The organism is Streptomyces sp. NPDC030809, from assembly GCF_055572195.1.
This window is the reverse complement of the sequence record NZ_JBVIDV010000027.1, coordinates 25,550-48,687: the sequence shown is the minus strand read 5'-3', so window position 1 is coordinate 48,687 and position 23,138 is coordinate 25,550. Positions and strand designations below refer to the sequence as shown.

The 23,138-nt window shown below is 74.3% G+C and carries 28 protein-coding genes; 22 read left to right on the top strand and 6 right to left on the bottom strand.

What is annotated here, in order from left to right:
• Window positions 1–30: 30 nt before the first annotated feature.
• Window positions 31–198, bottom strand: a complete 168-nt coding sequence (locus tag ACZ407_RS29465; RefSeq protein ID WP_468133538.1) for a hypothetical protein — start codon at window positions 196–198, stop codon at window positions 31–33.
• Between the two features lie 198 nt (window positions 199–396).
• Here ACZ407_RS29465 and ACZ407_RS29460 point away from each other — a divergent pair, with 198 nt between their 5' ends.
• The 4 genes from ACZ407_RS29460 to ACZ407_RS29445 all read left to right on the top strand — a co-directional run bounded on the left by ACZ407_RS29460 (window position 397) and on the right by ACZ407_RS29445 (window position 4,342).
• Complete coding sequence (locus ACZ407_RS29460; RefSeq protein WP_468133536.1) at window positions 397–1,692, top strand: NYN domain-containing protein; 1,296 nt, start codon at window positions 397–399, stop codon at window positions 1,690–1,692.
• Window positions 1,693–1,816: 124 nt separating this feature from the next.
• Window positions 1,817–2,818: an ABC transporter ATP-binding protein gene (locus ACZ407_RS29455; RefSeq protein ID WP_468133616.1), complete on the top strand. Its 1,002-nt coding sequence runs from the start codon at window positions 1,817–1,819 to the stop codon at window positions 2,816–2,818.
• Window positions 2,815–3,606 (top strand): ABC transporter permease, encoded by a 792-nt coding sequence (locus ACZ407_RS29450; RefSeq protein ID WP_468133534.1) that lies wholly within the window; start codon window positions 2,815–2,817, stop codon window positions 3,604–3,606. Before ACZ407_RS29455 ends, ACZ407_RS29450 begins: the two co-directional genes overlap by 4 nt.
• Window positions 3,607–3,640: 34 nt before the next feature.
• A complete protein-coding gene (locus tag ACZ407_RS29445; protein WP_468133532.1) occupies window positions 3,641–4,342 on the top strand; it encodes a hypothetical protein in 702 nt (233 codons plus the stop codon).
• A 31-nt stretch (window positions 4,343–4,373) separates the two neighbouring features.
• On the opposite strand, the gene ACZ407_RS29440 is transcribed toward ACZ407_RS29445, so the two are convergent.
• Window positions 4,374–5,027 carry a DUF1326 domain-containing protein gene (locus tag ACZ407_RS29440; protein WP_468133530.1) on the bottom strand — a complete coding sequence of 218 codons (654 nt, stop codon included), beginning with the start codon at window positions 5,025–5,027 and terminating at the stop codon, window positions 4,374–4,376.
• Window positions 5,028–5,220: 193 nt separating this feature from the next.
• Here ACZ407_RS29440 and ACZ407_RS29435 point away from each other — a divergent pair, with 193 nt between their 5' ends.
• Window positions 5,221–6,072 carry a DUF2182 domain-containing protein gene (locus ACZ407_RS29435; protein ID WP_468133528.1) on the top strand — a complete coding sequence of 284 codons (852 nt, stop codon included), beginning with the start codon at window positions 5,221–5,223 and terminating at the stop codon, window positions 6,070–6,072.
• A 160-nt stretch (window positions 6,073–6,232) separates the two neighbouring features.
• Here ACZ407_RS29435 and ybaK read toward each other — a convergent pair whose 3' ends face one another.
• The 3 genes from ybaK to ACZ407_RS29420 all read right to left on the bottom strand — a co-directional run bounded on the left by ybaK (window position 6,233) and on the right by ACZ407_RS29420 (window position 9,182).
• On the bottom strand, window positions 6,233–6,730 hold the full coding sequence (gene ybaK / locus ACZ407_RS29430; RefSeq protein WP_468133526.1) for a Cys-tRNA(Pro) deacylase: 498 nt from the start codon (window positions 6,728–6,730) through the stop codon (window positions 6,233–6,235).
• A gap of 16 nt (window positions 6,731–6,746) precedes the next feature.
• Window positions 6,747–7,487: an LON peptidase substrate-binding domain-containing protein gene (locus ACZ407_RS29425; RefSeq protein WP_468133524.1), complete on the bottom strand. Its 741-nt coding sequence runs from the start codon at window positions 7,485–7,487 to the stop codon at window positions 6,747–6,749.
• Between the two features lie 63 nt (window positions 7,488–7,550).
• On the bottom strand, window positions 7,551–9,182 hold the full coding sequence (locus ACZ407_RS29420) for an oxidoreductase (RefSeq protein WP_468133522.1): 1,632 nt from the start codon (window positions 9,180–9,182) through the stop codon (window positions 7,551–7,553).
• A gap of 104 nt (window positions 9,183–9,286) precedes the next feature.
• Between ACZ407_RS29420 and hisD the strand changes: the two genes are divergently transcribed.
• From hisD to hisF, 8 genes are read left to right on the top strand one after another with little or no spacing between them, the layout of a single operon-like run.
• Window positions 9,287–10,618, top strand: coding sequence for a histidinol dehydrogenase (gene hisD / locus ACZ407_RS29415; RefSeq protein ID WP_468133520.1), 1,332 nt, complete (start codon window positions 9,287–9,289; stop codon window positions 10,616–10,618).
• Complete coding sequence (locus tag ACZ407_RS29410) at window positions 10,615–11,745, top strand: histidinol-phosphate transaminase (protein WP_468133518.1); 1,131 nt, start codon at window positions 10,615–10,617, stop codon at window positions 11,743–11,745. The genes hisD and ACZ407_RS29410 overlap by 4 nt, the downstream gene beginning before the upstream one ends.
• Complete coding sequence (gene hisB, locus ACZ407_RS29405) at window positions 11,742–12,335, top strand: imidazoleglycerol-phosphate dehydratase HisB (RefSeq protein ID WP_468133516.1); 594 nt, start codon at window positions 11,742–11,744, stop codon at window positions 12,333–12,335. Before ACZ407_RS29410 ends, hisB begins: the two co-directional genes overlap by 4 nt.
• A 2-nt stretch (window positions 12,336–12,337) precedes the next feature.
• The gene (locus ACZ407_RS29400; protein WP_468133514.1) at window positions 12,338–12,505 is read left to right on the top strand and encodes a hypothetical protein; all 168 of its coding nucleotides are present in this window, start codon (window positions 12,338–12,340) and stop codon (window positions 12,503–12,505) included.
• Entirely contained in the window at window positions 12,502–13,152 is a 651-nt protein-coding gene (gene hisH, locus ACZ407_RS29395) for an imidazole glycerol phosphate synthase subunit HisH (RefSeq protein WP_468133512.1), read from the top strand. The genes ACZ407_RS29400 and hisH overlap by 4 nt, the downstream gene beginning before the upstream one ends.
• Window positions 13,152–13,883 (top strand): bifunctional 1-(5-phosphoribosyl)-5-((5-phosphoribosylamino)methylideneamino)imidazole-4-carboxamide isomerase/phosphoribosylanthranilate isomerase PriA, encoded by a 732-nt coding sequence (gene priA / locus ACZ407_RS29390; protein WP_468133510.1) that lies wholly within the window; start codon window positions 13,152–13,154, stop codon window positions 13,881–13,883. Before hisH ends, priA begins: the two co-directional genes overlap by 1 nt.
• A complete protein-coding gene (locus ACZ407_RS29385) occupies window positions 13,880–14,275 on the top strand; it encodes a RidA family protein (protein WP_468133508.1) in 396 nt (131 codons plus the stop codon). The genes priA and ACZ407_RS29385 overlap by 4 nt, the downstream gene beginning before the upstream one ends.
• Window positions 14,272–15,027: an imidazole glycerol phosphate synthase subunit HisF gene (hisF, locus tag ACZ407_RS29380; protein WP_468133506.1), complete on the top strand. Its 756-nt coding sequence runs from the start codon at window positions 14,272–14,274 to the stop codon at window positions 15,025–15,027. The genes ACZ407_RS29385 and hisF overlap by 4 nt, the downstream gene beginning before the upstream one ends.
• 111 nt (window positions 15,028–15,138) lie before the next feature.
• On the opposite strand, the gene ACZ407_RS29375 is transcribed toward hisF, so the two are convergent.
• On the bottom strand, window positions 15,139–15,771 hold the full coding sequence (locus tag ACZ407_RS29375; protein WP_468133504.1) for a TIGR03085 family metal-binding protein: 633 nt from the start codon (window positions 15,769–15,771) through the stop codon (window positions 15,139–15,141).
• An 84-nt stretch (window positions 15,772–15,855) separates the two neighbouring features.
• Here ACZ407_RS29375 and hisI point away from each other — a divergent pair, with 84 nt between their 5' ends.
• The 9 genes from hisI (at window position 15,856) to trpA (ending at window position 23,079) form a co-directional block, all read left to right on the top strand.
• The gene (gene hisI / locus ACZ407_RS29370) at window positions 15,856–16,230 is read left to right on the top strand and encodes a phosphoribosyl-AMP cyclohydrolase (RefSeq protein ID WP_468133502.1); all 375 of its coding nucleotides are present in this window, start codon (window positions 15,856–15,858) and stop codon (window positions 16,228–16,230) included.
• A 15-nt stretch (window positions 16,231–16,245) separates the two neighbouring features.
• Entirely contained in the window at window positions 16,246–17,733 is a 1,488-nt protein-coding gene (locus ACZ407_RS29365; protein WP_468133500.1) for an anthranilate synthase component I, read from the top strand.
• A 70-nt stretch (window positions 17,734–17,803) separates the two neighbouring features.
• Entirely contained in the window at window positions 17,804–18,466 is a 663-nt protein-coding gene (locus tag ACZ407_RS29360; protein WP_468133498.1) for a TIGR02234 family membrane protein, read from the top strand.
• A 167-nt stretch (window positions 18,467–18,633) separates the two neighbouring features.
• Entirely contained in the window at window positions 18,634–18,864 is a 231-nt protein-coding gene (locus tag ACZ407_RS29355; RefSeq protein WP_468133496.1) for an HGxxPAAW family protein, read from the top strand.
• Between the two features lie 84 nt (window positions 18,865–18,948).
• The gene (locus ACZ407_RS29350) at window positions 18,949–19,446 is read left to right on the top strand and encodes a DUF2752 domain-containing protein (RefSeq protein ID WP_468133494.1); all 498 of its coding nucleotides are present in this window, start codon (window positions 18,949–18,951) and stop codon (window positions 19,444–19,446) included.
• A gap of 198 nt (window positions 19,447–19,644) precedes the next feature.
• Window positions 19,645–20,454, top strand: coding sequence for an indole-3-glycerol phosphate synthase TrpC (trpC, locus tag ACZ407_RS29345; RefSeq protein ID WP_468133492.1), 810 nt, complete (start codon window positions 19,645–19,647; stop codon window positions 20,452–20,454).
• A gap of 46 nt (window positions 20,455–20,500) precedes the next feature.
• The gene (gene trpM, locus ACZ407_RS29340; protein WP_468133614.1) at window positions 20,501–20,722 is read left to right on the top strand and encodes a tryptophan biosynthesis modulator TrpM; all 222 of its coding nucleotides are present in this window, start codon (window positions 20,501–20,503) and stop codon (window positions 20,720–20,722) included.
• Window positions 20,723–21,010: 288 nt separating this feature from the next.
• A complete protein-coding gene (gene trpB, locus ACZ407_RS29335) occupies window positions 21,011–22,258 on the top strand; it encodes a tryptophan synthase subunit beta (RefSeq protein WP_468133490.1) in 1,248 nt (415 codons plus the stop codon).
• The gene (gene trpA / locus ACZ407_RS29330) at window positions 22,255–23,079 is read left to right on the top strand and encodes a tryptophan synthase subunit alpha (RefSeq protein ID WP_468133488.1); all 825 of its coding nucleotides are present in this window, start codon (window positions 22,255–22,257) and stop codon (window positions 23,077–23,079) included. The genes trpB and trpA overlap by 4 nt, the downstream gene beginning before the upstream one ends.
• Window positions 23,080–23,138 lie beyond the last annotated feature (59 nt).

Genomic DNA, 23,138 nt, shown 5'->3' with positions numbered 1-23,138 from the left:
GCGCCCCTCGCGCGATGCACTGCTCCGGCGTCAGTTGTGGCCGAACTTCTTCTGCTTGCCCTTGCGCGCCATGTCCATGGGACTCGGTGCCGAACCGGAGGGCTCGGAGACGGATTCCGTGGCCTTGTGCTGCGACGGCGCGGACGAGCGGGCCGGCTGGGACTTGGTCTCGTGGCGGCGGTCCTTGTTCTTGGCCATGGTGATGCCTCCGTGGGGGGTGTAGGGGCCAGGGCCGCCTTCACACTCACACACCCCCACAACTCGCGCATTTTGGATCTTTACTGTGCGTAGCCGGTGGAACCGCGGGATCCGCCACGCCGATGATCGAGTTCCGGCCGTCAACCCCCTTGCGTTCGGGCAGACTCGGGGAAAACCTGGATCGCTCCCCGGAAGAGGGTGGAACGCGTGGACCGCTGCGTCGTCCTGGTGGACGCCGGCTACCTGCTGGGCGCCGCCGCGAGCCTCCTTGCGGGAGAGCCCTCCCGCTCCCGCATCACCGTCGACCACTCCGCCCTCATCCAGGGGCTGCGCGAGCGCGCCGAGGCCGACACCGAGCGGCCCCTGCTGCGGATCTACTGGTTCGACGGCGCACCCGACCGGGTGCCCCAGCCCGAGCACCGGCGGCTGCGCGTCATGCCCCGGGTCACCGTCCGGCTGGGCGCCCTGACCCGCAGCGACGGCCGGTGGGCCCAAAAGGGCGTCGACGCCGCCATGCACGCCGAGCTCACCGAGCTGGCCAGGAACCGCGCCTGCTCCGACGTGGTCCTCGTCACTGGCGACGGGGACCTCCTGCCCGGCCTGATGTCCGCCAAGGAACACGGCGTCGCCGTCCACCTGTGGGCCGTACAGGCCGCCGACGGGGACTACAACCAGTCCGAGGACCTCGTCGCCGAAGCCGACGAGCGCCGGGTCCTCGACCGCACCTGGATCACCCGCGCGGTCCGCCCCAAGGACCTCGGCGGCATCTGCGCACCGCCCCCCGCACCCCGGCCCGAGATCGCCGCCATCCTCTCCGCCCCGCTGCCCGAGGCCGCCCTCGCGGAAGCCGCCCGCAACGGCGCCGTGCCCGCCCCCGACCCCGCCGACGGCACCCCCGACCCGGCCCCCGCGACCGGCGCCGCCAAGGGCGTCCCCACCCCCAAGGACCTCGCCGGACTGCGCGCCCACGCCCCCGTCCCCGGCCCCCAGGCCCCGCAGCCCAGCCCCGCGGCCACCCTGCGCTGGTCCTCCGACCGGGGCTGGATCGAGCGCAGCGGCCCCCTCGGCGAACCCGCCGAGACCGCCTCGCTGCCCACCCTCGCCCAGCTGACCTCCGCCGAGCAGCGCTGGGCCGACCGCGAAGAGGACATCACCACCGTCGGCGGCGACCCCTTCGAGGTCGGCCAGGTCTTCGCGCGCCGCTGGATGGAACGCCTGCCCGAAACCGGCCACCTGCCGAAGCTCGCCGGCATGTACCCGCGGATCCCGCACCGCATCGACGGCGAGCTGCTGCGCTACGCCGCCCGCTTCGGCCTCCTCGCCCACAAGGACGACCAGATCGACGAGCACGACCGCTACGCGATCCGGGCCGGGTTCTGGCGGGAGATCGACGTCCGCACGGCCGCCGCCGCCCTGCCCGGCGGCGCGTCCGGCTCCGCCACCGTGCCCGCCGAACGGACCGCGGACCGGCCCGCCGAGCGCATCACCGACTAGCCGGAGTGGGGCCGCGGTGCGCCCCCGGAGACGTCGCGGGCGGCCGAACCCCGTAGGCTGCTCCCTCGTGAGCACGGGCACAGCACAGGCGGGACACGCCGCGGAACACGGCGACCGGACCCCCATGGCAGGGGCCGCCGCCCCCTTCGCCGTGGTCTGTACGGTGTCCGGCCTGGTCAAGACGTACCCGCCGGCGCGCGGCAGCCGGGGCACCCCGGCCCTCCCCGCGGTACGCGCCACCGACGGCATCTCCCTGGAGATCCGGCGCGGCGAGATCTTCGGCCTCCTCGGGCCCAACGGAGCCGGCAAGTCCACCCTGGTCCGCCAGCTCACCGGCCTGATGCGCCCCGACGAGGGCTCCGTCGAGCTCCTCGGCCACGACCTGGTGCGCCACCCCGAACGGGCCGCGCGGCTCCTCGCCTACCTCGGCCAGGAGTCCACCGCCCTCGACGAGCTCACCGTCTCCCTCGCCGCCGAGACCACCGGCCGGCTGCGCGGACTCGACGCCCGCACCGCCCGCGCCGAGCGGGACGCGGTCCTGGAGGAGCTCGGCCTGACCGGGATCGCCGGCCGCCCCCTGAAGAAGCTGTCCGGCGGGCAGCGGCGGCTCGCCTGCTTCGCCGCCGCCCTCGTCGGCGAACGGCCCGTCCTCGTCCTCGACGAACCCACCACCGGCATGGACCCGGTGGCCCGGCGGGCCGTCTGGGAGGCGGTGGACCGCCGGCGCGCCCGGCACGGCACCACCGTCGTCCTCGTCACCCACAACGTCATCGAGGCGGAGACCGTGCTCGACCGGGTGGCCGTGGTGGACCGCGGCCGCGTCATCGCCTGCGACACCCCCGCCGGACTCAAGGCGCAGGTCGCCGACGAGGTCCGGCTGGAGCTGGTGTGGCGCGAGGCCCCGCCGCTGCACGTGCCCGAGGTGGCAGCGCTGCGCGCCGCGGCCACCGAGTCCGGCCGCCGCTGGGTGCTGCGCACCGGCCCGGACGAGGCCCGGGCGGCGGTCGCCGCCGTCACCGGCGGACCCGCGTTCGCCGCCCTCGACGATTTCACGCTGGCCACCCCGAGCCTGGAGGACGTCTACCTCGCGCTCGGCGGCCGTACGAAGGGCCTGGTCAAGACGTGAGCTCCGCGAGCACCCCCGTACCGGCCGCCGCACCTGCGGCCCTCGCCCCGCGGGCCCGGCTGCTGCCCGCGCTCGCCGCGGTCTACCGGGCGCAGCTGTCCCGCGCCCGGGTGGCGCGCATCCCCCTGCTCTTCGTGGCCACCTTCCAGTCCGTCGGGATCATGGTCCTGATGCGCGGGGTCGTCGACGGGGGCAGCGAGGCCCGCGCGGTCGTCGCCGGCTCCTCCGTCCTCGTCGTCGCCTTCGTCGCCCTCAACCTGCTCGCCCAGTACTTCGGCCAGCTGCGCGCCTCCGGAGGCCTCGACCACTACGCGACCCTGCCGGTGCCGCCCGCGGCCGTGGTCCTCGGTGCGGCGGGCGCGTACGCCTCCTTCACCGTGCCGGGCACCCTGGTGACGGCCGTCTTCGGCTGCGTGCTCTTCGGGCTGCCCATGGGCGGGCTGTGGGTGCTGGCGGCCGTGGTCCCGCTGGCGGGGGCGGCCCTGGCCGGCCTCGGCGCGGCCCTCGGGCTGCTGGCCCCCCGCCAGGAGCTGGCCACCCTGGCCGGGCAGCTCGGCATGTCGGCCGCGCTGCTGCTGGGAGTGCTGCCGCCCGAGCGGATGCCCGCCCCGATCACCTGGGCCCGCGACCTGCTGCCCTCCACGTACGGGGTCGAGGCCTTCGCCCGTACCTTCGCCCCGCACCCGGACTGGGCTGCGGTCGCCGCCGACCTGGCCGTCTGCGCGGCCGTGGGTGCGATCTCGCTGGCCCTCGCCACCTGGGCCTACCGGCGGGCCGCGGTCCGCTGACGCCGGGCCGGGCACCACCTGGCACGATGTGGGGGTGACCGAAGCCTTCGCCCCGCCGCCGCCCCTCCCCGCCCCGGAGGACCCGGACCTGCCGCCGACGCCGTCCCTCGCCGAGGACCTCAAGGCCGGTGCGGCGGTCATGCTGGCCGTCGCCCTCTCCGGAGCCCTGCTCGGCGTGCTCTGGGCCTGGCTGGCCCCGCGGGTGCAGTACGTCTCCGACGGGCAGGCGGTCTTCCTCGGCAACACCGAGAACGAGGGCCGGATCGGCGCCGACGGCACGTTCCTGCTGATCGCCCTGGGCCTCGGCCTGCTCAGCGGGGGCCTGGCCTTCCTCTTCCGGCGCTCCGGCGGCCCGGCCGTGGTGATCGGCCTGGCCCTCGGTTCGGTGCTCGCCTCCGTGCTCGGGTGGCGGCTCGGCATCCAGCTCGGCCCGGCCCGGGACGTGGTGGCCGCCGCCAAGGCCGCGGGCAAGGGCGTCCCGTTCGACGCGCCGCTCCAGCTCCTCGCGTACGGGGTGCTGCTCGTGTGGCCGGTGGCCGCGGTGGCCTCGCACCTGGGCCTGATCGGCCTGTTCGGCCCGCGCGATCCCGAGGTGAAGCCGGACTGGATGGAGGCGGGCTACCCGCCCCCCTACGCGCACCCGGTGGCCGCACCCGCGGCGGACGCCGGACCCGCGTCCGCGCCTGCGCCCGCCGAGGCGCCGCCGGCCGACACCCCGCCCGCACCGCGGGCCTGAGCCCCCGCGGTTCCCGCCGCCCCGCCGTCGTTCAGGGGCCGGTCCAGTCGAACGGGATGTGCTTGCTGGACTGGCCCTCGCGGTTCCACTCGAAGCCGAAGGCGTCGGCGCGGTCCACGGTCGACCGGCCCCAGGTCGCGACCTGGCCCGGGCCCGTCTCGCAGCCCGGCAGGTTGGCCGACTGCACGCGCGCGCCCTCCGGGGTGGTGGGCCCGGTGAGGGCCTCCGCCCGCGCCTCCACCCGCCCCGGGACCGAGGCCCGCCAGGCGGAGAGGTCCTCCTCGACCTCCATCTCGACGGGGGCGAAGTCCATGCCGCGCATCTCCGCGCCGAACGTCTCGCCCAGCTGCGCCGGCCAGCCGCCCGCCTGGCCCGCGAAGACCATCTGGAGGGCCTCGCGCTGGGCCGCGTCGGCCCGCTCGTCGAAGAACACCGCCGCGTAGGCGTCGGTGTGCTCGCCCCACACGTTGCCCGTGAACGAGCCGAGCATCAGCACGTTCAGTCCGTCCAGCGGCACGTCCCCGTACCGCCCGTCCCGGATGTGCCAGACCAGGATGCCGTCACAGGCCCCGAAGGTGGGCAGCTGGGCGAAGGAGCACGGGCAGGGGACATTGCACCTGCACGTGTCGAACCAGTCGCCCTTCGCGTACCACTTCGGCACCGTCGCCGTAGCCGTCTCGGACATGCCGCGCCTCCTCGCGACCCGGTGACCGGACGGCCGGTCTCTCGACGCCGACGCCCACCCCGGCACATCCCCCGGACCACCCCGCCGGCGCACCTCCGGTCGCACGGGTCTCCCCTCCAAGTCTCCGCCCCCACCCGGCCGGGCGCCATCCCGGCAACGGGCCCGCAGCGCGCCGCCGTGGTGTGCTGGAAGCGTGCGGCACGACCGGAAGGACCTCGCACCACCGCTGCGGCCGGCGAACCTGCTGTCCCCCCGGCAGCTCGCGGCGGCCTGGGCGCTGCTGGCGGGCCTGGCCCTGCTCGCCTGGATCCTGGTGCTGGACCAGGCCCGCGGCATGGGCAACGGGCCCGGCACCATGGGCATGGGCACGGCCCTGTTCCTGGCGATGTGGCTGATCATGATGATCGCCATGATGTTCCCGTCCGTGGCCCCGGTGGCGCTGACCTGGGCCCGCAGCATCGGCCGGCAGTCGACGGGAGCCGTCCGCGCGGCCCGCACCGCCCTGTTCGTCTGCGGCTACCTGCTGGCCTGGACGGCGTTCGGGCTGCTCGTCTACGGGATCCTCACCGTCACCGGGCCGGCGGTGCGCGAGCACCCCGGTGCCGGGCGCTGGATCGGGGCGGGGGCCTTCCTCCTCGCCGGCCTCCAGCAGCTCGGCCCGCTCAAGGACGTCTGCCTGCGGCACTGCCGCAGCCCCATGGGCCAGCTGGTGCGCTACGCGGGCTTCCGCAGCCCGGCCCGCGACCTGCGGGTGGGACTGCACCACGGGCTGTACTGCGTCGGCTGCTGCTGGGGGCTGATGATCGTCCTCGTGCCGCTGGGCGTCATGAACGTGCCGGCCATGGCCGCGGTGGCGGTGGTGATCTTCGTGGAGAAGCTGTGGCGGCTCGGCCCGCTGTTCTCCACGGCGGTGGGCGCGGTCTTCCTCGTCCTCGCCGTCCTCGCCGCCCTCCTGCCCTTCCCGAACTGGCTGCTGCCGGGCCTGGAGGACACGATGCAGCCGATGGAGGAGATGGCCCCCGCGGGCCCGCCGCCGGGCGGCTGACCGGCGCGGCCGGCCGACCCGGCCGGCCCGACACGCCAGGCCGCGACCGGCACGCCGGTCAGGCCGGCACGCCGGTCAGGCAGGCACGCCCCGTCAGGCCGGCACGCCCGGTCAGGCCCGCCGCGACCGGCCGCGAGGACCGTGCGCCCGGCTCCGCCGGCTACGGCCGGGCGATCGGTGCCAGGACCGCCCCCGTCAGGGCCGCCAGATCAGCCGGGGACAGCTCGACCTCCAGCCCCCGCCGGCCCGCCGACACGCAGATCGTGCCGTGCGCCGAAGCCGAGGAGTCCAGCACGGTCGGCAGGGCGCGCCGCTGCCCGAGCGGGGAGATCCCGCCCCGCACGTACCCCGAGGAGCGCTCGGCCGCCGCCGGGTCGGCCATCGCCGCCTTCTTGCCGCCGACCGCCGCGGCCAGCGCCTTCAGGTCCAGCGAGCCCGCGACCGGGACCACGGCCACCGTCAGCGCCCCGTCCACCTCCGCGACCAGCGTCTTGAAGACCCGCTCCGGGGAGACCCCGAGCGCCTCCGCGGCCTCCGCCCCGTACGAGGCGGCCGCCGGGTCGTGGGCGTACGCGTGCACTGTGAACGGCAGCCCGGCCGCCGTCAGCGCGACCGTCGCCGGGGTGCCGCCCGCTCCCTGCTTCGCCTTCTTCGCCATGCGTGCGCGGGTCCCCTCAGTTCTGGCTGGTCGGATTCCGGGTCAGGTCCACCATGGGCAGCGAGGGCAGGTGGCGGATGACCGCCGTCTCGGTGCGCAGCAGCCTGAGCTCCTCGGCCAGCCGGGTCGCGGTGTCCGGGGCCTGGAGCAGCCGCTGCTTCGACGGGACGTCCAGCACGGTCGCCGCGGCCACCAGGTACGACACCACCGAGGGCTCGTCCGGCAGGTCGGCCCCCGTGCTCAGGGACCGCTCCCGGGCCCCCGCCAGCCGCTTCTGGTACGCCCGGAAGGCCCGCAGCACCCCCTCGGCCAGTGCCCCGGCCCCCTCGCCCGAGTCCTCCGGCAGCTCCTCCAGCTCGGCCGTCAGGTAGGGCCCGCTCGCGTCCACCGACAGCAGCTTCACCCGCACCGTGCCCGTGGCCAGCACCTCGAAGCTGCCGTCCTCGCGCTCCCGGATGGTCGCCGCGTCGGCGATGCAGCCCACCCGGTGGAAGGCCTGCGCCGGATCGCTGCCGAAGCCCGCGGCCGGACCCTTCTCGGGCAGCGCCGTCGGGTCGGGCATCCCGGGTGCGCTCGGCGCCACCTCGCGGCCGTCGCGGATCGCGACGACGGCGAAGCGGCGGGGCTCCTCGTCGCCGGACTTCAGCAGATCGCGCATCATGGCGCGATAGCGCTCCTCGAAGACGTTCAGGGGCATGACGAGCCCCGGGAACAGCACCGAGTTGAGGGGGAAGAGCGGCAGGCGAACGGTGGTCACGACGGTCAGCGTAATGGCCGGGGGACCGCCCCCGTCACCCCCGGCCGCCCCCGCCCCCGCCGCTCACCCCCGCCGCAGCAGCCGGGAGGCCCCCGCGGCCACCGTCGTGGCCAGCACCCAGCCCGCCAGCACCAGCACCGCGGCCCCCCACTGCCAGCCGCCCTCCATCCGCCAGTAGCCGTCCTGGCCGAGATCGATCACCGGCAGCAGCAGGTCCAGGGAGTACAGCACCGGATTCCACAGCGGGGTCTCACCCGGTTTGATCGCCACCGGATCATGGCGGGAAAAGGCCACCGCCCCCGCCGCCCACAGCACCAGCATCCACACCGCCGCCCGCCCCGGCCGGTAGCCGTACGCCACCGTCCAGTCCTGGAGGTACCCCCACGCCTTCGCCGCCAGCGGCAGCGTCTCGCGCCGCCGGCGCTGCTTCGCCAGCAGCACCTCCCGCGCCTCCGCGTCCTCCCCGCCCGCCCGCAGCACCGCCGCCAGCCGCTCGTACGGCTCCGGCGAGTACTCGGGGGTCGCCGCCTCCACCCACTCCAGCCGCCGCGCCAGCGGGAACAGCCCCCGCGGCACCAGGAACTCGTAGCTGAAGCCGTCCATCGACACCATGCCCGGGCCCGGCCAGCTCGTGGCCTGGTCCACCAGCTTCACCACCTTCGATCCCGACAGCACCAGCCGCCCCTGCTCCGGCCGCTCGCCCACGAACCGCAGCTCCGGGGTCTGGATCCGGCGCAGCGACACCTCCTGGTCCGCGGCCAGCACGAACCGCGCCCCGAAGAAGTCCACCGCGTCCCCGAACCGCCCGTCGTCCAGCCGCAGCCCGCCCCGGCACTCGAACCGCTGCACCCGGCCCCCGCGCACCGGCGTGCTCCCCAGCCCGTACGGGGGAGTGGAGCCCGGCTCCCCGCCCGGGTCCAGCGCCACCGAGGTCAGGTACAGGGTGCGCTCCACCGTCAGCTGCGGGGCGTTCAGCGCCCGCCGCCCGTACGGATTGCGCAGCCGCGCCCCGCGCAGGCTCATCGACACCCCCACCTTCGCCCCGCGCAGGCTCACCTCCCCGTACGTCTCCAGCAGCTCCGCCTGGAAGTCCTGGCCCACCGACAGCCCGTCCGCGGCGATCGCCCGGCCCTTGCTGTCCCGCTGCACCACCGCCTGGCTGACCAGCAGGTCCGTGCCGATCTGCGCGTCCGTGAGCCGGATCCCGCGGGCCACCCGGCAGCGCGGCAGGTGCAGGTCCCCCTCCGTGTGCAGGCGGGACGCCTCGATCCGCGGCACCGAGCAGTTCACCATCCGCAGCGTGGAGAACCGGGTCTCCGACAGTTGCACTTCGCTGTCGAAACGGCACGAGGTCAGCTCCACGTACGGGCCCACCGTGCCGCCCGACAGCTCCAGCCGCCCCGTGATCCGCGCCCCGCGCAGCTTCAGCGAGGCCACCCGGCCGGGCACCGGCTCCGGCCCGCCCAGCAGCAGCCGGTGCAGCACCTCCGCCCGCACGCTGCGCTCCGGCCCCCAGGCCCGGTCCGCCATCGGATCGTCCCGGTCGGCCGCGTGCGCGCTCAGGTCGCAGACCGTCCCCGTGCGGAAGGCCCGCCACAGCCGCAGCTCCGGCGCCCGGAGATCCGCCGGTGCGCCGTCCAGCCCGTCGGGCTGCACCGCTCGTGCCTCGTCCACGAAGAGGCCCCCCTTCCCCATCGGTCGTCCTTGCGAACGCTAGTGGTCACGGGTGGCGTCCGGGGCGCGTATCAGCCAGTGATACGGACGACCGGTGGCGGGAGGCGGTCTGAGAGAATCGGGGTGTGATCTCTCGTATCGACCTGCGCGGCGACGCCCTCCCCGAGGGCGCGGCCCTGCGCGCTCTGCTGCCCCGTGCCGAATTCGACGTGGAAGCCGCCCTGGACAAGGTGCGGCCGATCTGCGAGGACGTGCACCATCGGGGCAACGCGGCGCTGATCGAGTACGCGGAGAAGTTCGACGGGGTCACCCTCAAGCAGGTCAGGGTCCCCGCGGAGGCCCTGCACGACGCCCTGGAGCAGCTCGATCCGGCCGTCCGCGCCGCCCTGGAGGAGTCCATCCGGCGGGCCCGCATCGTCCACGCCGCCCAGCGCCGCACCGAGCACACCACCCAGGTGGTCCCCGGTGGCACCGTCACCGAGAAGTGGGTCCCCGTCGAGCGCGTCGGCCTCTACGCCCCAGGCGGCCGCTCGGTCTACCCGTCCTCCGTGGTCATGAACGTCGTGCCCGCGCAGGAGGCCGGCGTCGGCTCCGTCGCGCTCGCCTCCCCGCCGCAGGCCGAGTTCGGCGGCCTGCCGCACCCCACGATCCTCGCCGCCTGCGCCCTGCTCGGCGTGGACGAGGTGTACGCGGCCGGCGGCGCCCAGGCCGTGGCGATGTTCGCGTACGGGACCGACGGCCCCGACGGCTGCGCCCCCGCCAACATGGTGACCGGCCCCGGCAACATCTGGGTGGCCGCCGCCAAGCGCTACTTCACCGGCAGGATCGGCATCGACACCGAGGCCGGCCCCACCGAGATCGCGGTCCTCGCGGACTCCACCGCCGACCCCGTGCACGTCGCCGCCGACCTGATCAGCCAGGCCGAGCACGACCCGCTGGCCGCCGCCGTCCTCGTCACCGACTCCGAGGAGCTCGCGGCCGCCGTCGAGAAGGAGCTGGAGCCGCAGGTCGCGGCCACCAAGCACGTCGAGGACCGGATCCGGCCCGCCCTCGCCGGCCGGCAGTCCGCCATCGTCCTGGTCAACGACCTGGAGGACGGCCTCAAGGTGGTCGACGCGTACGGCGCCGAGCACCTGGAGATCCAGACCGCCGACGCCGCCGCCCTGGCCGCCCGGGTCCGCAACGCCGGCGCGGTCTTCGTCGGCCCCTGGTCCCCGGTCTCCCTCGGCGACTACTGCGCCGGCTCCAACCACGTGCTGCCCACCGGCGGCTGCGCCTGCCACTCCTCGGGCCTGTCCGTGCAGTCCTTCCTGCGCGGCATCCACATCGTGGACTACACCCGCGACGCCCTCGCCGAGGTCACCCACCACGTGGTGACCCTCGCCGAGGCCGAGGACCTCCCCGCCCACGGCGCCGCCCTGAAGGCCCGGTTCGGATGGAAGGTGCCCGGCAAGTGACCTCGTACGACCGCACCGCGGACCTCGGCATCGACGACCTCCCCATCCGGGACGAACTGCGCGGCAAGTCCCCGTACGGCGCCCCCCAGCTCGACGTGCCCGTCCAGCTGAACACCAACGAGAACCCCTACCCGCTGCCCGAGCCCCTCGTCCGGCGCATCGCCGAACGGGTGGCCGAGGCGGCCCGCGGGCTCAACCGCTACCCCGACCGGGACGCCGTCGAGCTGCGCACCGAGCTGGCCCGCTACCTCACCCGCACCGCCGGGCACCCGGTCGGCAAGGAGAACGTCTGGGCCGCCAACGGCTCCAACGAGGTCATCCAGCAGCTGCTCCAGACCTTCGGCGGCCCCGGCCGCACCGCCATCGGCTTCGAGCCCTCGTACTCGATGCACGGCCTCATCGCCCGCGGCACCGGCACCGGCTGGATCTCCGGCCCGCGCAACGAGGACTTCACCATCGACGTGGACGCGGCCGCCGCGGCGATCGCCGAGCACGCCCCCGACGTCGTCTTCATCACCTCCCCCAACAACCCCACCGGCACCGCGGTCGCGGCCGACACCGCCCTCGCCCTGTACGAGGCCGCCCAGGCCGCCAAGCCGTCCCTGGTGGTCGTCGACGAGGCCTACGTCGAATTCAGCCACCGCGCCTCCCTGCTGCCCCTCATCGAGGGCCGGCCGCACCTGGTGGTCTCCCGCACCATGTCCAAGGCCTTCGGCGCGGCCGGACTGCGCCTGGGCTACCTGGCCGCCCACCCGGCCGTCGTGGACGCCGTACAGCTGGTCCGCCTGCCGTACCACCTGTCCGCCGTCACCCAGGCCACCGCACTGGCCGCCCTGGAGCACACCGACACCCTCCTGGGCTACGTCGAACAGCTCAAGGCCGAGCGGGACCGGCTGGTCGCCGAACTGCGCGCGATCGGCTGGGAGGTCACCGAGTCCGACGCGAACTTCGTGCAGTTCGGGAAGTTCGCCGACTCCCACACCGCCTGGCAGAAGATCCTCGACCGGGGTGTCCTGGTCCGGGACAACGGAGTACCCGGCTGGCTGCGGGTCACCGCAGGCACGCCGGCGGAGAACGACGCGTTCCTGGAAGCGGTTCGCGCACTGAAGAAGGAGCAGCAGGCATGAGCCGCATCGGACGGGTCGAGCGCACGACCAAGGAGACCTCGGTCCTCGTCGAGATAGACCTGGACGGCACCGGCAAGGTCGACGTGTCGACCGGCGTCGGCTTCTACGACCACATGCTCGACCAGCTCGGCCGCCACGGCCTCTTCGACCTCACGGTCAAGACCGACGGCGACCTGCACATCGACTCGCACCACACCATCGAGGACACCGCCCTCGCCCTCGGCGCCGCCTTCAAGCAGGCCCTCGGCGACAAGGTCGGCATCTACCGCTTCGGCAACTGCACCGTGCCCCTGGACGAGTCCCTCGCCCAGGTCACCGTGGACCTCTCCGGCCGCCCGTACCTCGTGCACACCGAGCCCGAGAACATGGCCCCGATGATCGGCCAGTACGACACCACGATGACCCGGCACATCCTGGAGTCCTTCGTCGCCCAGGCGCAGATCGCCCTGCACGTGCACGTCCCGTACGGCCGCAACGCGCACCACATCGTGGAGTGCCAGTTCAAGGCCCTCGCCCGCGCCCTGCGCTACGCCTCCGAGCGCGACCCGCGCGCCGCCGGCATCCTTCCCTCCACGAAGGGCGCCCTCTGACCGTGACCGGCCTCTCCACCATCCTCATCGTCGTCGGCCTCTTCCTCGCCGGCGGCGTGTACTCCTTCAAGAAGCAGAAGATGCCCCGCAGCGTCGTCCTGCTCCTCGCCATCGGCTCCGCCATGTGTCTGGCCGCCGGAGTCCTGCGCCTCCAAGGAATCTGGGAATGAGCACTGCCAGCCCCACCAAGAAGGTCGTCGTCTTCGACTACGGCTTCGGCAACGTACGGTCCGCCGAGCGGGCCCTCGCCCGCGTCGGCGCCGACGTGGAGATCACCCGCGACTACGACAAGGCCATGGACGCCGACGGACTCCTCGTCCCCGGCGTCGGCGCCTTCGCCGCCTGCATGAAGGGCCTCCAGGACGCCCGCGGCGACTGGATCGTCGGCCGCCGGCTCTCCGGCGGCCGCCCCGTCATGGGCATCTGCGTCGGCATGCAGATCCTCTTCGAGCGCGGCATCGAGCACGGGGTCGAGACCGAGGGCCTCGACGAGTGGCCCGGCACCGTCGAGCCGCTGCGCGCCCCGATCGTCCCGCACATGGGGTGGAACACCGTCGAGGCCCCGGCCGACACCCAGGCCTTCGCCGGCCTGGACGCCGACGCCCGCTTCTACTTCGTGCACTCCTACGCGGTCCGCCAGTGGACGCTGGAGGTCGGCAACCCCAACATCCGCGCGCCCAAGGTCACCTGGGCCACGCACGGCGAGCCCTTCGTCGCGGCGGTGGAGAACGGGGCCCTGTGGGCCACCCAGTTCCACCCCGAGAAGTCCGGCGACGCCGGCGCCCAGCTGCTCACCAACTGGATCGAGACCCTCTGATGACCGTGAAGACGCTCGAACTCCTCCCCGCCGTGGACGTCCGCGACGGCCAGGCGGTCCGCCTCGTGCACGGTGCGTCCGGCAGCGAGACCTCGTACGGCTCCCCCCTCCAGGCCGCCCTGGCCTGGCAGGCCGCCGGCGCCGAGTGGCTGCACCTGGTCGACCTCGACGCCGCCTTCGGCACCGGCGACAACCGCGAACTGGTCGCCGAGATCACCCGCGCCATGGACATCAAGGTGGAGCTGTCCGGCGGCATCCGCGACGACGCCTCCCTCGCCAAGGCCCTCGCCACCGGCTGCACCCGCGTCAACCTGGGCACCGCCGCCCTGGAGACCCCCGACTGGGTGGCCAAGGTCATCGCCGAGCACGGGGACAGGATCGCCGTCGGCCTCGACGTGGTCGGCACCACGCTCAAGGGCCGCGGCTGGACCAGCGAGGGCGGCGACCTCTACGAGACCCTCGCCCGCCTCGACTCCGAGGGCTGCGCCCGCTACGTCGTCACCGACATCGGCAAGGACGGCACGCTCACCGGCCCCAACCTGGAGCTGCTGAAGAACGTCTGCGCCGCCACCGACCGCCCGGTCGTCGCCTCCGGCGGGGTCTCCTCCCTCGACGACCTGCGCGCCCTCTCCGGCCTCGTCCCCGAGGGCGTCGAAGGCGCCATCGTCGGCAAGGCCCTCTACGCCAAGGCCTTCACCCTCCAGGAGGCGCTGGAGGTGGTCTCCGCATGAGCGAGGTCAAGCGCATCTCCTCGGGCGGCCCCTGGGAGGACGTGATCGCGTACTCCCGTGCCGTCGAGCTGCCGAACGGCATGGTGCTGGTCTCCGGCTGCACCTCGGTCGTGGACGGGGCCGTCGTCTACGGCAACCCGTTCGAGCAGACCGTCAACGCCTTCAACGTGGCCTTCAAGGCCCTCGGACAGGTCGGCCTCGGCGCCGACGACGTGGTCCGCACCCGCATGTACCTGACCCACGCCCGCGACGTGGAGGAGGTGGGCCGCGCCCACAAGGAGCTCTTCGACGCCGCGCGGCCCGCCAGCACCATGGTCATCGTCGCCGGCCTCGTGGACCCCAACCTGGTCGTCGAGGTCGAGGTCGAGGCCTACCGAGGAGGTGCGGCATGACCCTCGCCGTACGCGTGATCCCCTGCCTCGACGTGGACAACGGCCGCGTGGTCAAGGGGGTCAACTTCCAGAACCTGCGCGACGCCGGCGACCCCGTCGAGATGGCCAAGCTGTACGACGCCGAAGGCGCCGACGAGCTGACCTTCCTCGACATCACCGCCTCCTCCGGGAACCGGGAGACCACCTACGACGTGGTGCGCCGCACCGCCGAGCAGGTCTTCATCCCGCTCACCGTCGGCGGCGGGGTGCGCACCGCGGACGACGTGGACAGGCTGCTGCGGGCCGGCGCGGACAAGGTCGGCGTCAACACCGCCGCCATCGCCCGCCCCGAGCTGATCCAGGAGATCGCCGAGCGGTTCGGCCGCCAGGTGCTGGTGCTGTCCGTGGACGCCCGCCGCACCGGATCCGGCTCGTTCGAGGTCACCACCCACGGCGGCCGCCGCGGCACGGGCATCGACGCCGTCGAGTGGGCCCACCGGGCCGCCGAGCTCGGCGCCGGCGAGATCCTGCTGAACTCGATGGACGCGGACGGCACGAAGGACGGCTACGACGTCGAGATGATCGCGGCGGTCCGCAAGCACGTCACGGTGCCGGTGATCGCCTCGGGCGGCGCGGGCCGCCTCGCCGATTTCCCGCCCGCGATCGCCGCCGGCGCGGACGCGGTCCTGGCCGCGTCGGTCTTCCACTTCGGTGACCTGCGCATCGGCCAGGTCAAGGACACGCTGCGGGAAGCGGGCCACCCGGTCCGCTGACCGCCCCGTCCCGGGGCTCCGCCCCGGACCCCGCGCCCCAACCGCCGGCGAGGCTGTCTCTCCAGCCCGTCCGGCGGTTGAGGACCGGGGGTGCGGGGCGGAGCCCGGGGGTCAGATGCCCAGCTTCGCCTCGGTCAGGGCGGCGACGGCCGCCTTCTCCCCGTCCAGCTCCACCTTCGCCGCAGCCTGCCGGCCGAAGCAGAACAGGGTCAGCTCACCCGGCTCGCCGGTCACCGTCACCACCGGCGTCCCCTTGCGCGCCACCGCCGTCTGCCCGTTCGGCCGCCGCAGCACCACACCCACCGGCGAGCGCCGCCCCGTGATCCGGGCCAGCCGCTCCAGCCGCGCCCACAGCGAGTCCGAGAAGACCGGGTCCGGCTCGCGCGGGGTCCAGTCCGGCTGCGCCCGGCGCACGTCCTCGGCGTGGACGTAGAACTCCACCGCGTTCGCCGCCTCGTCCAGCTGCTTCAGCGCGTACGGGGACATCTTCGGCGGCCCCGTGCGGATCAGCTGGATCAGCTCCTCGTACGGCTTGGCGCAGTACTCCGCCATCGCCTTGTCCAGCCGGTCCTTCAGGACCCCGAGCAGCAGTCCGCCCGCCGCGTCCGGCCTGCGCTCCCGCACGACCACGTGGGCGGCCAGCTCGCGCGCGGTCCAGCCGTCGCACAGTGTCGGGGCGTCGGGCCCGGCCTGTTCCAACAGGTCGGCCAGGAGCAGTCGTTCACGCTTCGCATGGGTAGACATGGCCGCCACCCTACGGCGGAAACCCGGCGGATGCCTGCCCACCTGCCGGACAGCGGGCCCGGCCGCACCTGACGGCGCGGCACAATGTCACCCATGAGCACGCCCGAGACTCCCAGCAGCCTGGACCCGGCGATCGCCGCCCGCCTCAAGCGTTCCCCGGACGGCCTGATTCCGGCCATCGCCCAGCAGTACGACACCGGTGAGGTGCTCATGCTCGGCTGGATGGACGACGAGGCCCTGCACCGGACCCTCACCACCGGACGGTGCACCTACTGGTCGCGCAGCCGCAGGGAGTACTGGGTCAAGGGCGACACCTCCGGCCACTACCAGCACGTGAAGTCGGTCGCCCTGGACTGCGACGCGGACACCGTCCTCGTCAAGGTGGACCAGGTGGGCGCCGCCTGCCACACCGGCGCCCGGACGTGCTTCGACGCCGACCAGCTTCCGCTCTCGAACTAGGTGAGGTCCCAGGACATGGATCTTGAGACGTTCCGCAAGCTCGCCGTCGACCGCCGGGTCATCCCGGTCGTCCGCCGGCTGCTGGCCGACGGAGACACCCCCGTCGGCCTGTACCGGAAGCTCGCGGCCGAGCGCCCGGGCACCTTCCTGCTGGAGTCCGCCGAGAACGGCCGCTCCTGGTCCCGCTACTCGTTCATCGGCGTCCGCAGCGCCGCCACGCTGACCGCCCGGGACGGGCAGGCCCACTGGATCGGCACCCCGCCCGTCGGCGTACCCGTGGACGGGGACCCGCTGGAGGCGCTGCGGCACACCGTCGCCGCCCTGCACACCCCGCGCGACCTCGCCCCCGGCCTGCCCCCCTTCACCGGCGGCATGGTCGGCTACCTCGGCTACGACATCGTCCGCCGCCTGGAGCGCATCGGCGAGCACGGCCGCGACGACCTCCGGCTGCCCGAGCTGACGATGCTGCTCACCTCCGACCTCGCGGTGCTCGACCACTGGGACGGCTCGGTCCTCCTGATCGCCAACGCGATCAACCACAATGCCCTCGACTCCGGCGTGGACGAGGCCCACGCCGACGCCGTGGCCCGCCTGGACGCCATGGAGGCCGACCTCGCGACCCCGGCCCCCTACGCCCCCGCCCCGCTGCCGCCTTCCGAGCTGCCCGAGTACAGCGCCCTGTGGGGCGGCGAGTCGTACCAGCGGGCCGTCGAGGAGGTCAAGGAGCGCATCCGCGCGGGCGAGGCCTTCCAGGTCGTGCCCTCGCAGCGGTTCGAGACCCCCTGCGAGGCCTCCGCGCTCGACGTCTACCGGGTGCTGCGGGCCACCAACCCGTCCCCGTACATGTACCTCTTCCGCTTCGACGGCTTCGACGTGGTCGGCTCCAGCCCGGAGGCCCTCGTCAAGGTCGAGGACGGGCGGGCCATGGTCCACCCCATCGCCGGCACCCGGCACCGCGGGGCCACCCCGCAGGAGGACCACGACCTCGCCGAGGAGCTGCTCGCCGACCCCAAGGAGCGCGCCGAGCACCTCATGCTCGTGGACCTCGGCCGCAACGACCTCGGACGGGTCTGCGAGCCCGGCTCCGTCGAGGTCGTCGACTTCATGTCGATCGAGCGGTACTCGCACGTCATGCACATCGTCTCCACCGTCACCGGCAAGGTCGCCGAGGGCCGCACCGCCTTCGACGTGCTCACCGCCTGCTTCCCCGCGGGCACCCTGTCCGGGGCCCCCAAGCCCCGCGCCATGCAGATCATCGAGGAGCTGGAGCCCTCCCGCCGCGGCCTCTACGGCGGCTGCGTGGGCTACCTCGACTTCGCCGGCGACTCGGACACCGCCATCGCCATCCGCACCGCCCTGCTGCGCGACGGCACCGCGTACGTGCAGGCGGGCGCGGGGGTGGTCGCGGACTCCGACCCCGTGGCCGAGGACAACGAGTGCCGGAACAAGGCGGCGGCCGTGCTCCGCGCGGTGGGCGCGGCCAACCGCCTGCGCCGGGGCTGACCGCCGTCCCGGGGCCGGGGCCGGCGGCCCCGGGCACCTGCTCGGGGGCCGCGCGGGCCGGTAGGGGATAGTGGTGTACGTGAGTGCTGTACCGAAGCCCCGTACCGATGCCGAGACCGCGGCCGGCAGCGGCGAGTCCGCCGCCGTCCGCGGCAGCCGCCGCAGCGTCGCCGTCGCCCTGCTGACGGGGGCGCTCGGCGCCACCGTCGTCCTGCTCGCCTCGGGCCGGACCTGGGCCAGGGGCACCGCCGAGGCGGGTGGCGGAACGCTTCCGCTGTCGGCCGAGGGCACCGCCGTCACCGGCGTGCCCGCCGCCCTCGCCATCGTCGGCCTGGCGGCCCTCGTCGCCGTCTTCGCGGTCCGCGGCACCGGCCGCCGGATCGTCTCCGGAGTGCTCGCGCTCAGCGGTGCGGGAGCCGTCACGGCGGCCGTGCTCGGCGCCGCCGACCGGTCCGCGCTCGACTCCGAGGCCGCCCGCACCACCGCGGACACCGCCGCCTCCGTCGCGGGCCTGACCCACACCGCCTGGCCGTACGTGACGGCCGCCGGCGGGCTGCTGATCCTGCTGGCGGGCCTGCTCGCGCTGCGGTACGGCAAGGGCTGGCCCGCCATGGGCGGCCGGTACGAGCGCGACGGGGCCCCGCGGGCCCGCACCGCCCCCGTACGGGTGGACCCCGACCGGCCCGAGGACCTCTGGAAGGCCCTCGACCGCGGCGAGGACCCCACCGGCTGAACCGCCGGCCCGGCCGCCGGCCGAACCACCGGCCCGGCCACCGCCCCGGCCTGCGGCCGGAGCACCACCGCCCACCCGACCCCGGCCGATTCCGGGTTCGCGGGTGCGGGACAATGGGACTCGAGCGTTCGACACAGCACGTTCGACAGAGCAACGAGGAGCAACTCATGGCGGGCAGCAGCCACGGACACACCCCGGCCGCCTGGACCGGTGTCACCATCGCCTTCATCGGTTTCTGCGTCGCAGGCGCCTTCATGGTCATGGCCAACCCGCTCGGCTTCTGGGCCGGCATGGTCGTCGTCGCCCTCGGCGGTGTCGTCGGCCTGGCGATGAGGGCCGCCGGCTACGGCGCCAAGAAGCCCGCCCGCACCCTCACGGAGGCGGGCGCCAAGGCCTGAGCGGCCTCCCCTGCACGTTCCCGGAAAGGCGCAGCCCGCGGGCTGCGCCTTTCCGGGTCACCGGGGACGGGGGACAATCACCGGGTGGACCCCTCCTCTGCCCAGCCCGTACCCCCCGGCCCCGCCGCGCCCGCCCCCCAGGGCCCGCCGGCCCCCGCCGCCCCGCCCGCAGGGCCCGTGGGCGCCCGCGTACGCCGGCTGGGTGCGCCGCTGCTCACCCTGTCGGGGGTCGTCGCCGCGTTCGCGTACGTCGGCACCGTGGACCCGAACGAACCCGGCCACTACCCGGTCTGCCCGCTGCTGCGGCTCACCGGGATCCTGTGCCCCGGCTGCGGCGGGCTGCGCAGCGCCCACGCCTTCGCCCACGGGGACCTGGTCACCGCCCTCGGGGACAACGCCCTCGGGGTCCTCGCCTACTTCGTCTTCGCCGGGTTCACCGCCCTGTGGCTGGTCCGCGCCTGGCAGGGCCGCCCCAAACCGGTCCTGGTCCTGAAACCGGCCCTCTGGTGGGCCGTGGGCTCGGCCGCCCTCGTCTTCACCGTGGTCCGGAACCTGCCCTTCGGCAGCGCCCTGGCCCCCTGAGGCCCGTACCGGCCCGCCGCCGCAACCGGGCGCCCTACCCGAACGTCACCTTCCGAATGTCCAGGTGCTGGGACGACGTCAACCGCATGCGGAGGGCAAGCCCTCCTGCGGATACCATTTGAGTGCCGACCTTGCTGTCGTTCCGGCGACGGCGGAGTCGGCCGACCATCGTCACCGACCCGGAAGGGGGCCGCTCGCGTGAGTGTGCTCGACGAGATCATCGAAGGGGTCCGCGCCGACCTCGCAGAGCGGCAGGCGCGCGTCAGCCTCGAGGAGCTCAAGGAGCGCGCCGCCAAGGCGCCCCAGGCGAAGGACGGCGTCGCGGCCCTGCGCGGCGACGGCGTCAAGGTGATCTGCGAGGTCAAGCGCTCCAGCCCCTCCAAGGGCGCGCTGGCCGCGATCGCCGACCCGGCCGGACTCGCCGCCGACTACGAAGCGGGAGGTGCGGCCGTCATCTCGGTCCTCACCGAGCAGCGCCGCTTCGGCGGGTCCCTGGCCGACCTGGAAGCAGTACGGGCCCGGGTCGACGTCCCGATCCTCCGCAAGGACTTCATCGTCACGGCGTACCAGCTGTGGGAGGCCCGCGCCTACGGCGCCGACCTCGCGCTGCTCATCGTCGCGGCCCTGGAGCAGGAGGCCCTCGTCTCCCTCATCGAGCGGGCCGAGTCCATCGGCCTGACCCCGCTGGTCGAGGTCCACGACGAGGAAGAGGTGGAGCGGGCCGTCGCCGCCGGCGCCAAGATCATCGGTGTCAACGCGCGCAATCTGAAGGACCTGAAGGTGGACCGCTCGACCTTCGAGCGGGTCGCCCCCGAGATCCCCGCGGGGATCGTCAAGGTCGCCGAGTCCGGCATCCGCGGACCCCACGACCTGATCGCGTACGCCAACGAGGGCGCCGACGCCGTCCTGGTCGGCGAGTCCCTGGTCACCGGCCGCGACCCGAAGGCCGCCGTGGCCGACCTGGTCGCCGCGGGTGCCCACCCCGCCCTGCGCCACGGCCGGAGCTGACCCCGCCGTGACCAGCAGCCGCCGCGTCCGCCGCCCGTCCCCGAGCCTGCGCTCGGGGGCCGTCGGCGTGCCCGCGGCGGCCTCGGCGCGCGATCCGCACGCCCCGCTCGCCCGCGGCTGCCGCCCGCGCGGCTGCCGCGCCCCGGCCCGCCGCGTCCTCGGCCGCCGGGTGCGCTACATCCTCGGCTCGGAGCCGGGACAGGTCAACGGCATGCGATGGCGCGCTCACGCTGCGCCGCGCGTGGAAGGCGCCCCGGCACTCGGCTGACCCCGAGCCCGCCCGGGCGGCCCTGCCGTCCGCCCCCGCAGTGTCCGCCGCGGCCCCACGGCCCCGGCCCGCCCCGTCGGCTCCCCGGCCCGCACCGCCCCGCGCGGTGCGCAGGCCCGCCGGCGGGTGCCCGGCCGCGCCCCGTGGGTCCGCCGCCCGGACCCGTGCACCGGCGGCACCCCGCCTCCGCGCGACCCGGCCGCGGCCCGTACCCGAGGTACGCGCCCGCCGGGCACCCGGCGCATACGGTGACATCACCCGTTGCTCCCGAGAGGTACTGGTACTGGCATGTCCAGCGAGTTCTTCATCCCCGACCACCAGGGTCACGTCCCGAACTCCGAGGGTTACTTCGGCGGCTTCGGCGGCAAGTTCATCCCCGAGGCCCTCGTGGCCGCCGTCGACGAGGTCGCGGTCGAGTACGAGAAGGCCAAGAACGACCCCGCCTTCGCCGCCGAGCTCAACGACCTGATGGTCAACTACACCGGCCGCCCGAGCGCCCTCACCGAGGTGCCCCGGTTCGCCGAGCACGCCGGCGGGGCCCGGATCTTCCTCAAGCGCGAGGACCTCAACCACACCGGCTCGCACAAGATCAACAACGTGCTGGGCCAGGCCCTCCTCACCAAGCGCATGGGCAAGACCCGCGTGATCGCCGAGACTGGCGCCGGGCAGCACGGCGTGGCCACCGCCACCGCCTGCGCCCTCTTCGGCCTCGAATGCGTGATCTACATGGGCGAGATCGACACCCAGCGCCAGGCCCTCAACGTGGCCCGCATGCGGATGCTGGGCGCCGAGGTCGTCGCCGTGCAGTCCGGCTCCCGGACCCTGAAGGACGCCATCAACGAGGCCTTCCGGGACTGGGTCGCCAACGTGGACCGCACCCACTACCTCTTCGGGACCGTCGCGGGCCCCCACCCCTTCCCCGCCATGGTCCGCGACTTCCACCGGGTGATCGGCGTCGAGGCCCGCCGCCAGATCCTGGAGCGCGCCGGCCGCCTCCCCGACGCGGTCGCGGCCTGCGTCGGCGGCGGGTCCAACGCCATCGGCCTCTTCCACGCCTTCGTGCCCGACGCGGACGTGCGCCTCGTCGGCTTCGAGCCCGCCGGCCACGGAGTCGAGACCGGCGAGCACGCCGCCACCCTCACCGCCGGCGAGCCCGGCATCCTGCACGGCTCCCGCTCGTACGTCCTCCAGGACGAGGAGGGCCAGATCACCGAGCCGTACTCGATCTCGGCCGGACTCGACTACCCCGGCATCGGCCCCGAGCACGCCTACCTCAAGGACACCGGCCGCGGCGAGTACCGCGCCGTGACCGACGACGCGGCCATGCAGGCCCTGCGCCTGCTGTCGCGCACCGAGGGCATCATCCCGGCCATCGAGAGCGCCCACGCCCTGGCCGGCGCGCTCGAACTCGGCCGGGAGCTGGGCAAGGACGGGCTGCTCGTGGTCAACCTGTCCGGCCGCGGGGACAAGGACATGGACACCGCAGCCCGCTACTTCGGGCTGTACGACGACGAGGCCAAGGGGGAGAGCAAGTGAGCGGGAACATCCAGCTGCTGAGCGACACGCTCGCGAAGGCCAAGTCCGAGGACCGCGCGGCCCTGGTCGCCTACCTCCCGGCCGGCTTCCCGACCGTCGAGGGCGGCATCGAGGCGATCAAGGCCGTCATCGAGGGCGGCGCCGACGTGGTGGAGGTCGGCCTGCCGCACAGCGACCCGGTCCTCGACGGACCGGTCATCCAGACCGCCGACGACATCGCCCTGCGCGGCGGGGTCAAGATCGCCGACGTCATGCGCACGGTGCGCGAGGCCCACGAGGCCACCGGCGCGCCGGTCCTCGTCATGACGTACTGGAACCCCATCGACCGGTACGGCGTCGAGCGCTTCACCGCCGAGCTGGCCGCCGCCGGCGGGGCCGGCTGCATCCTGCCCGACCTGCCGGTCCAGGAGTCCGCGCTGTGGCGCGAGCACGCCGCGAAGCACGGTCTGGCGACCGTCTTCGTCGTGGCGCCGAGCAGCAAGGACGAGCGCCTGGCCACCATCACCGAGGCCGGCAGCGGCTTCGTGTACGCGGCCTCCCTGATGGGCGTCACCGGCACCCGCGCCTCGGTCGGCGCCCAGGCCCAGGACCTCGTCGAGCGCACCCGGGCCACCCCGGCCGCCCGCCGCGGCCTGCCGGTCTGCGTGGGCCTGGGGGTGTCCAACGCCGAGCAGGCCAAGGAGGTCGCGGGCTTCGCCGACGGTGTGATCGTCGGCTCGGCCTTCGTGCAGCGGCTGCTCGACGCCGAGGACCTGCCCTCCGGGCTGGAATCCGTACGGGCACTGGCCGCCGAGCTCGCGCAGGGCGTGCGGCGCGGCTGAGCGCACCGTGACGGGCTGCGGGGTTCTGTAGTCCGATCGGGTGGAACCGGGACCGGGGA

Excerpts from the sequence above, each read along its gene's own strand:
- ACZ407_RS29385 (WP_468133508.1), top strand. The coding sequence starts at position 13,880 with ATGAGCGAGGTCAAGCGCATCTCCTCGGGCGGCCCCTGGGAGGACGTG.
- ybaK (WP_468133526.1), bottom strand. The coding sequence starts at position 6,730 with ATGGCGAAGAAGGCGAAGCAGGGAGCGGGCGGCACCCCGGCGACGGTC.
- priA (WP_468133510.1), top strand. The coding sequence starts at position 13,152 with ATGACCGTGAAGACGCTCGAACTCCTCCCCGCCGTGGACGTCCGCGAC.
- ACZ407_RS29420 (WP_468133522.1), bottom strand. The coding sequence starts at position 9,182 with ATGGGGAAGGGGGGCCTCTTCGTGGACGAGGCACGAGCGGTGCAGCCC.
- hisH (WP_468133512.1), top strand. The coding sequence starts at position 12,502 with ATGAGCACTGCCAGCCCCACCAAGAAGGTCGTCGTCTTCGACTACGGC.
- trpB (WP_468133490.1), top strand. The coding sequence starts at position 21,011 with ATGTCCAGCGAGTTCTTCATCCCCGACCACCAGGGTCACGTCCCGAAC.
- hisB (WP_468133516.1), top strand. The coding sequence starts at position 11,742 with ATGAGCCGCATCGGACGGGTCGAGCGCACGACCAAGGAGACCTCGGTC.
- ACZ407_RS29355 (WP_468133496.1), top strand. The coding sequence starts at position 18,634 with ATGGCGGGCAGCAGCCACGGACACACCCCGGCCGCCTGGACCGGTGTC.
- ACZ407_RS29465 (WP_468133538.1), bottom strand. The coding sequence starts at position 198 with ATGGCCAAGAACAAGGACCGCCGCCACGAGACCAAGTCCCAGCCGGCC.
- ACZ407_RS29440 (WP_468133530.1), bottom strand. The coding sequence starts at position 5,027 with ATGTCCGAGACGGCTACGGCGACGGTGCCGAAGTGGTACGCGAAGGGC.
- hisF (WP_468133506.1), top strand. The coding sequence starts at position 14,272 with ATGACCCTCGCCGTACGCGTGATCCCCTGCCTCGACGTGGACAACGGC.
- ACZ407_RS29375 (WP_468133504.1), bottom strand. The coding sequence starts at position 15,771 with ATGTCTACCCATGCGAAGCGTGAACGACTGCTCCTGGCCGACCTGTTG.
- hisI (WP_468133502.1), top strand. The coding sequence starts at position 15,856 with ATGTCACCCATGAGCACGCCCGAGACTCCCAGCAGCCTGGACCCGGCG.
- ACZ407_RS29455 (WP_468133616.1), top strand. The coding sequence starts at position 1,817 with ATGGCAGGGGCCGCCGCCCCCTTCGCCGTGGTCTGTACGGTGTCCGGC.
- ACZ407_RS29365 (WP_468133500.1), top strand. The coding sequence starts at position 16,246 with ATGGATCTTGAGACGTTCCGCAAGCTCGCCGTCGACCGCCGGGTCATC.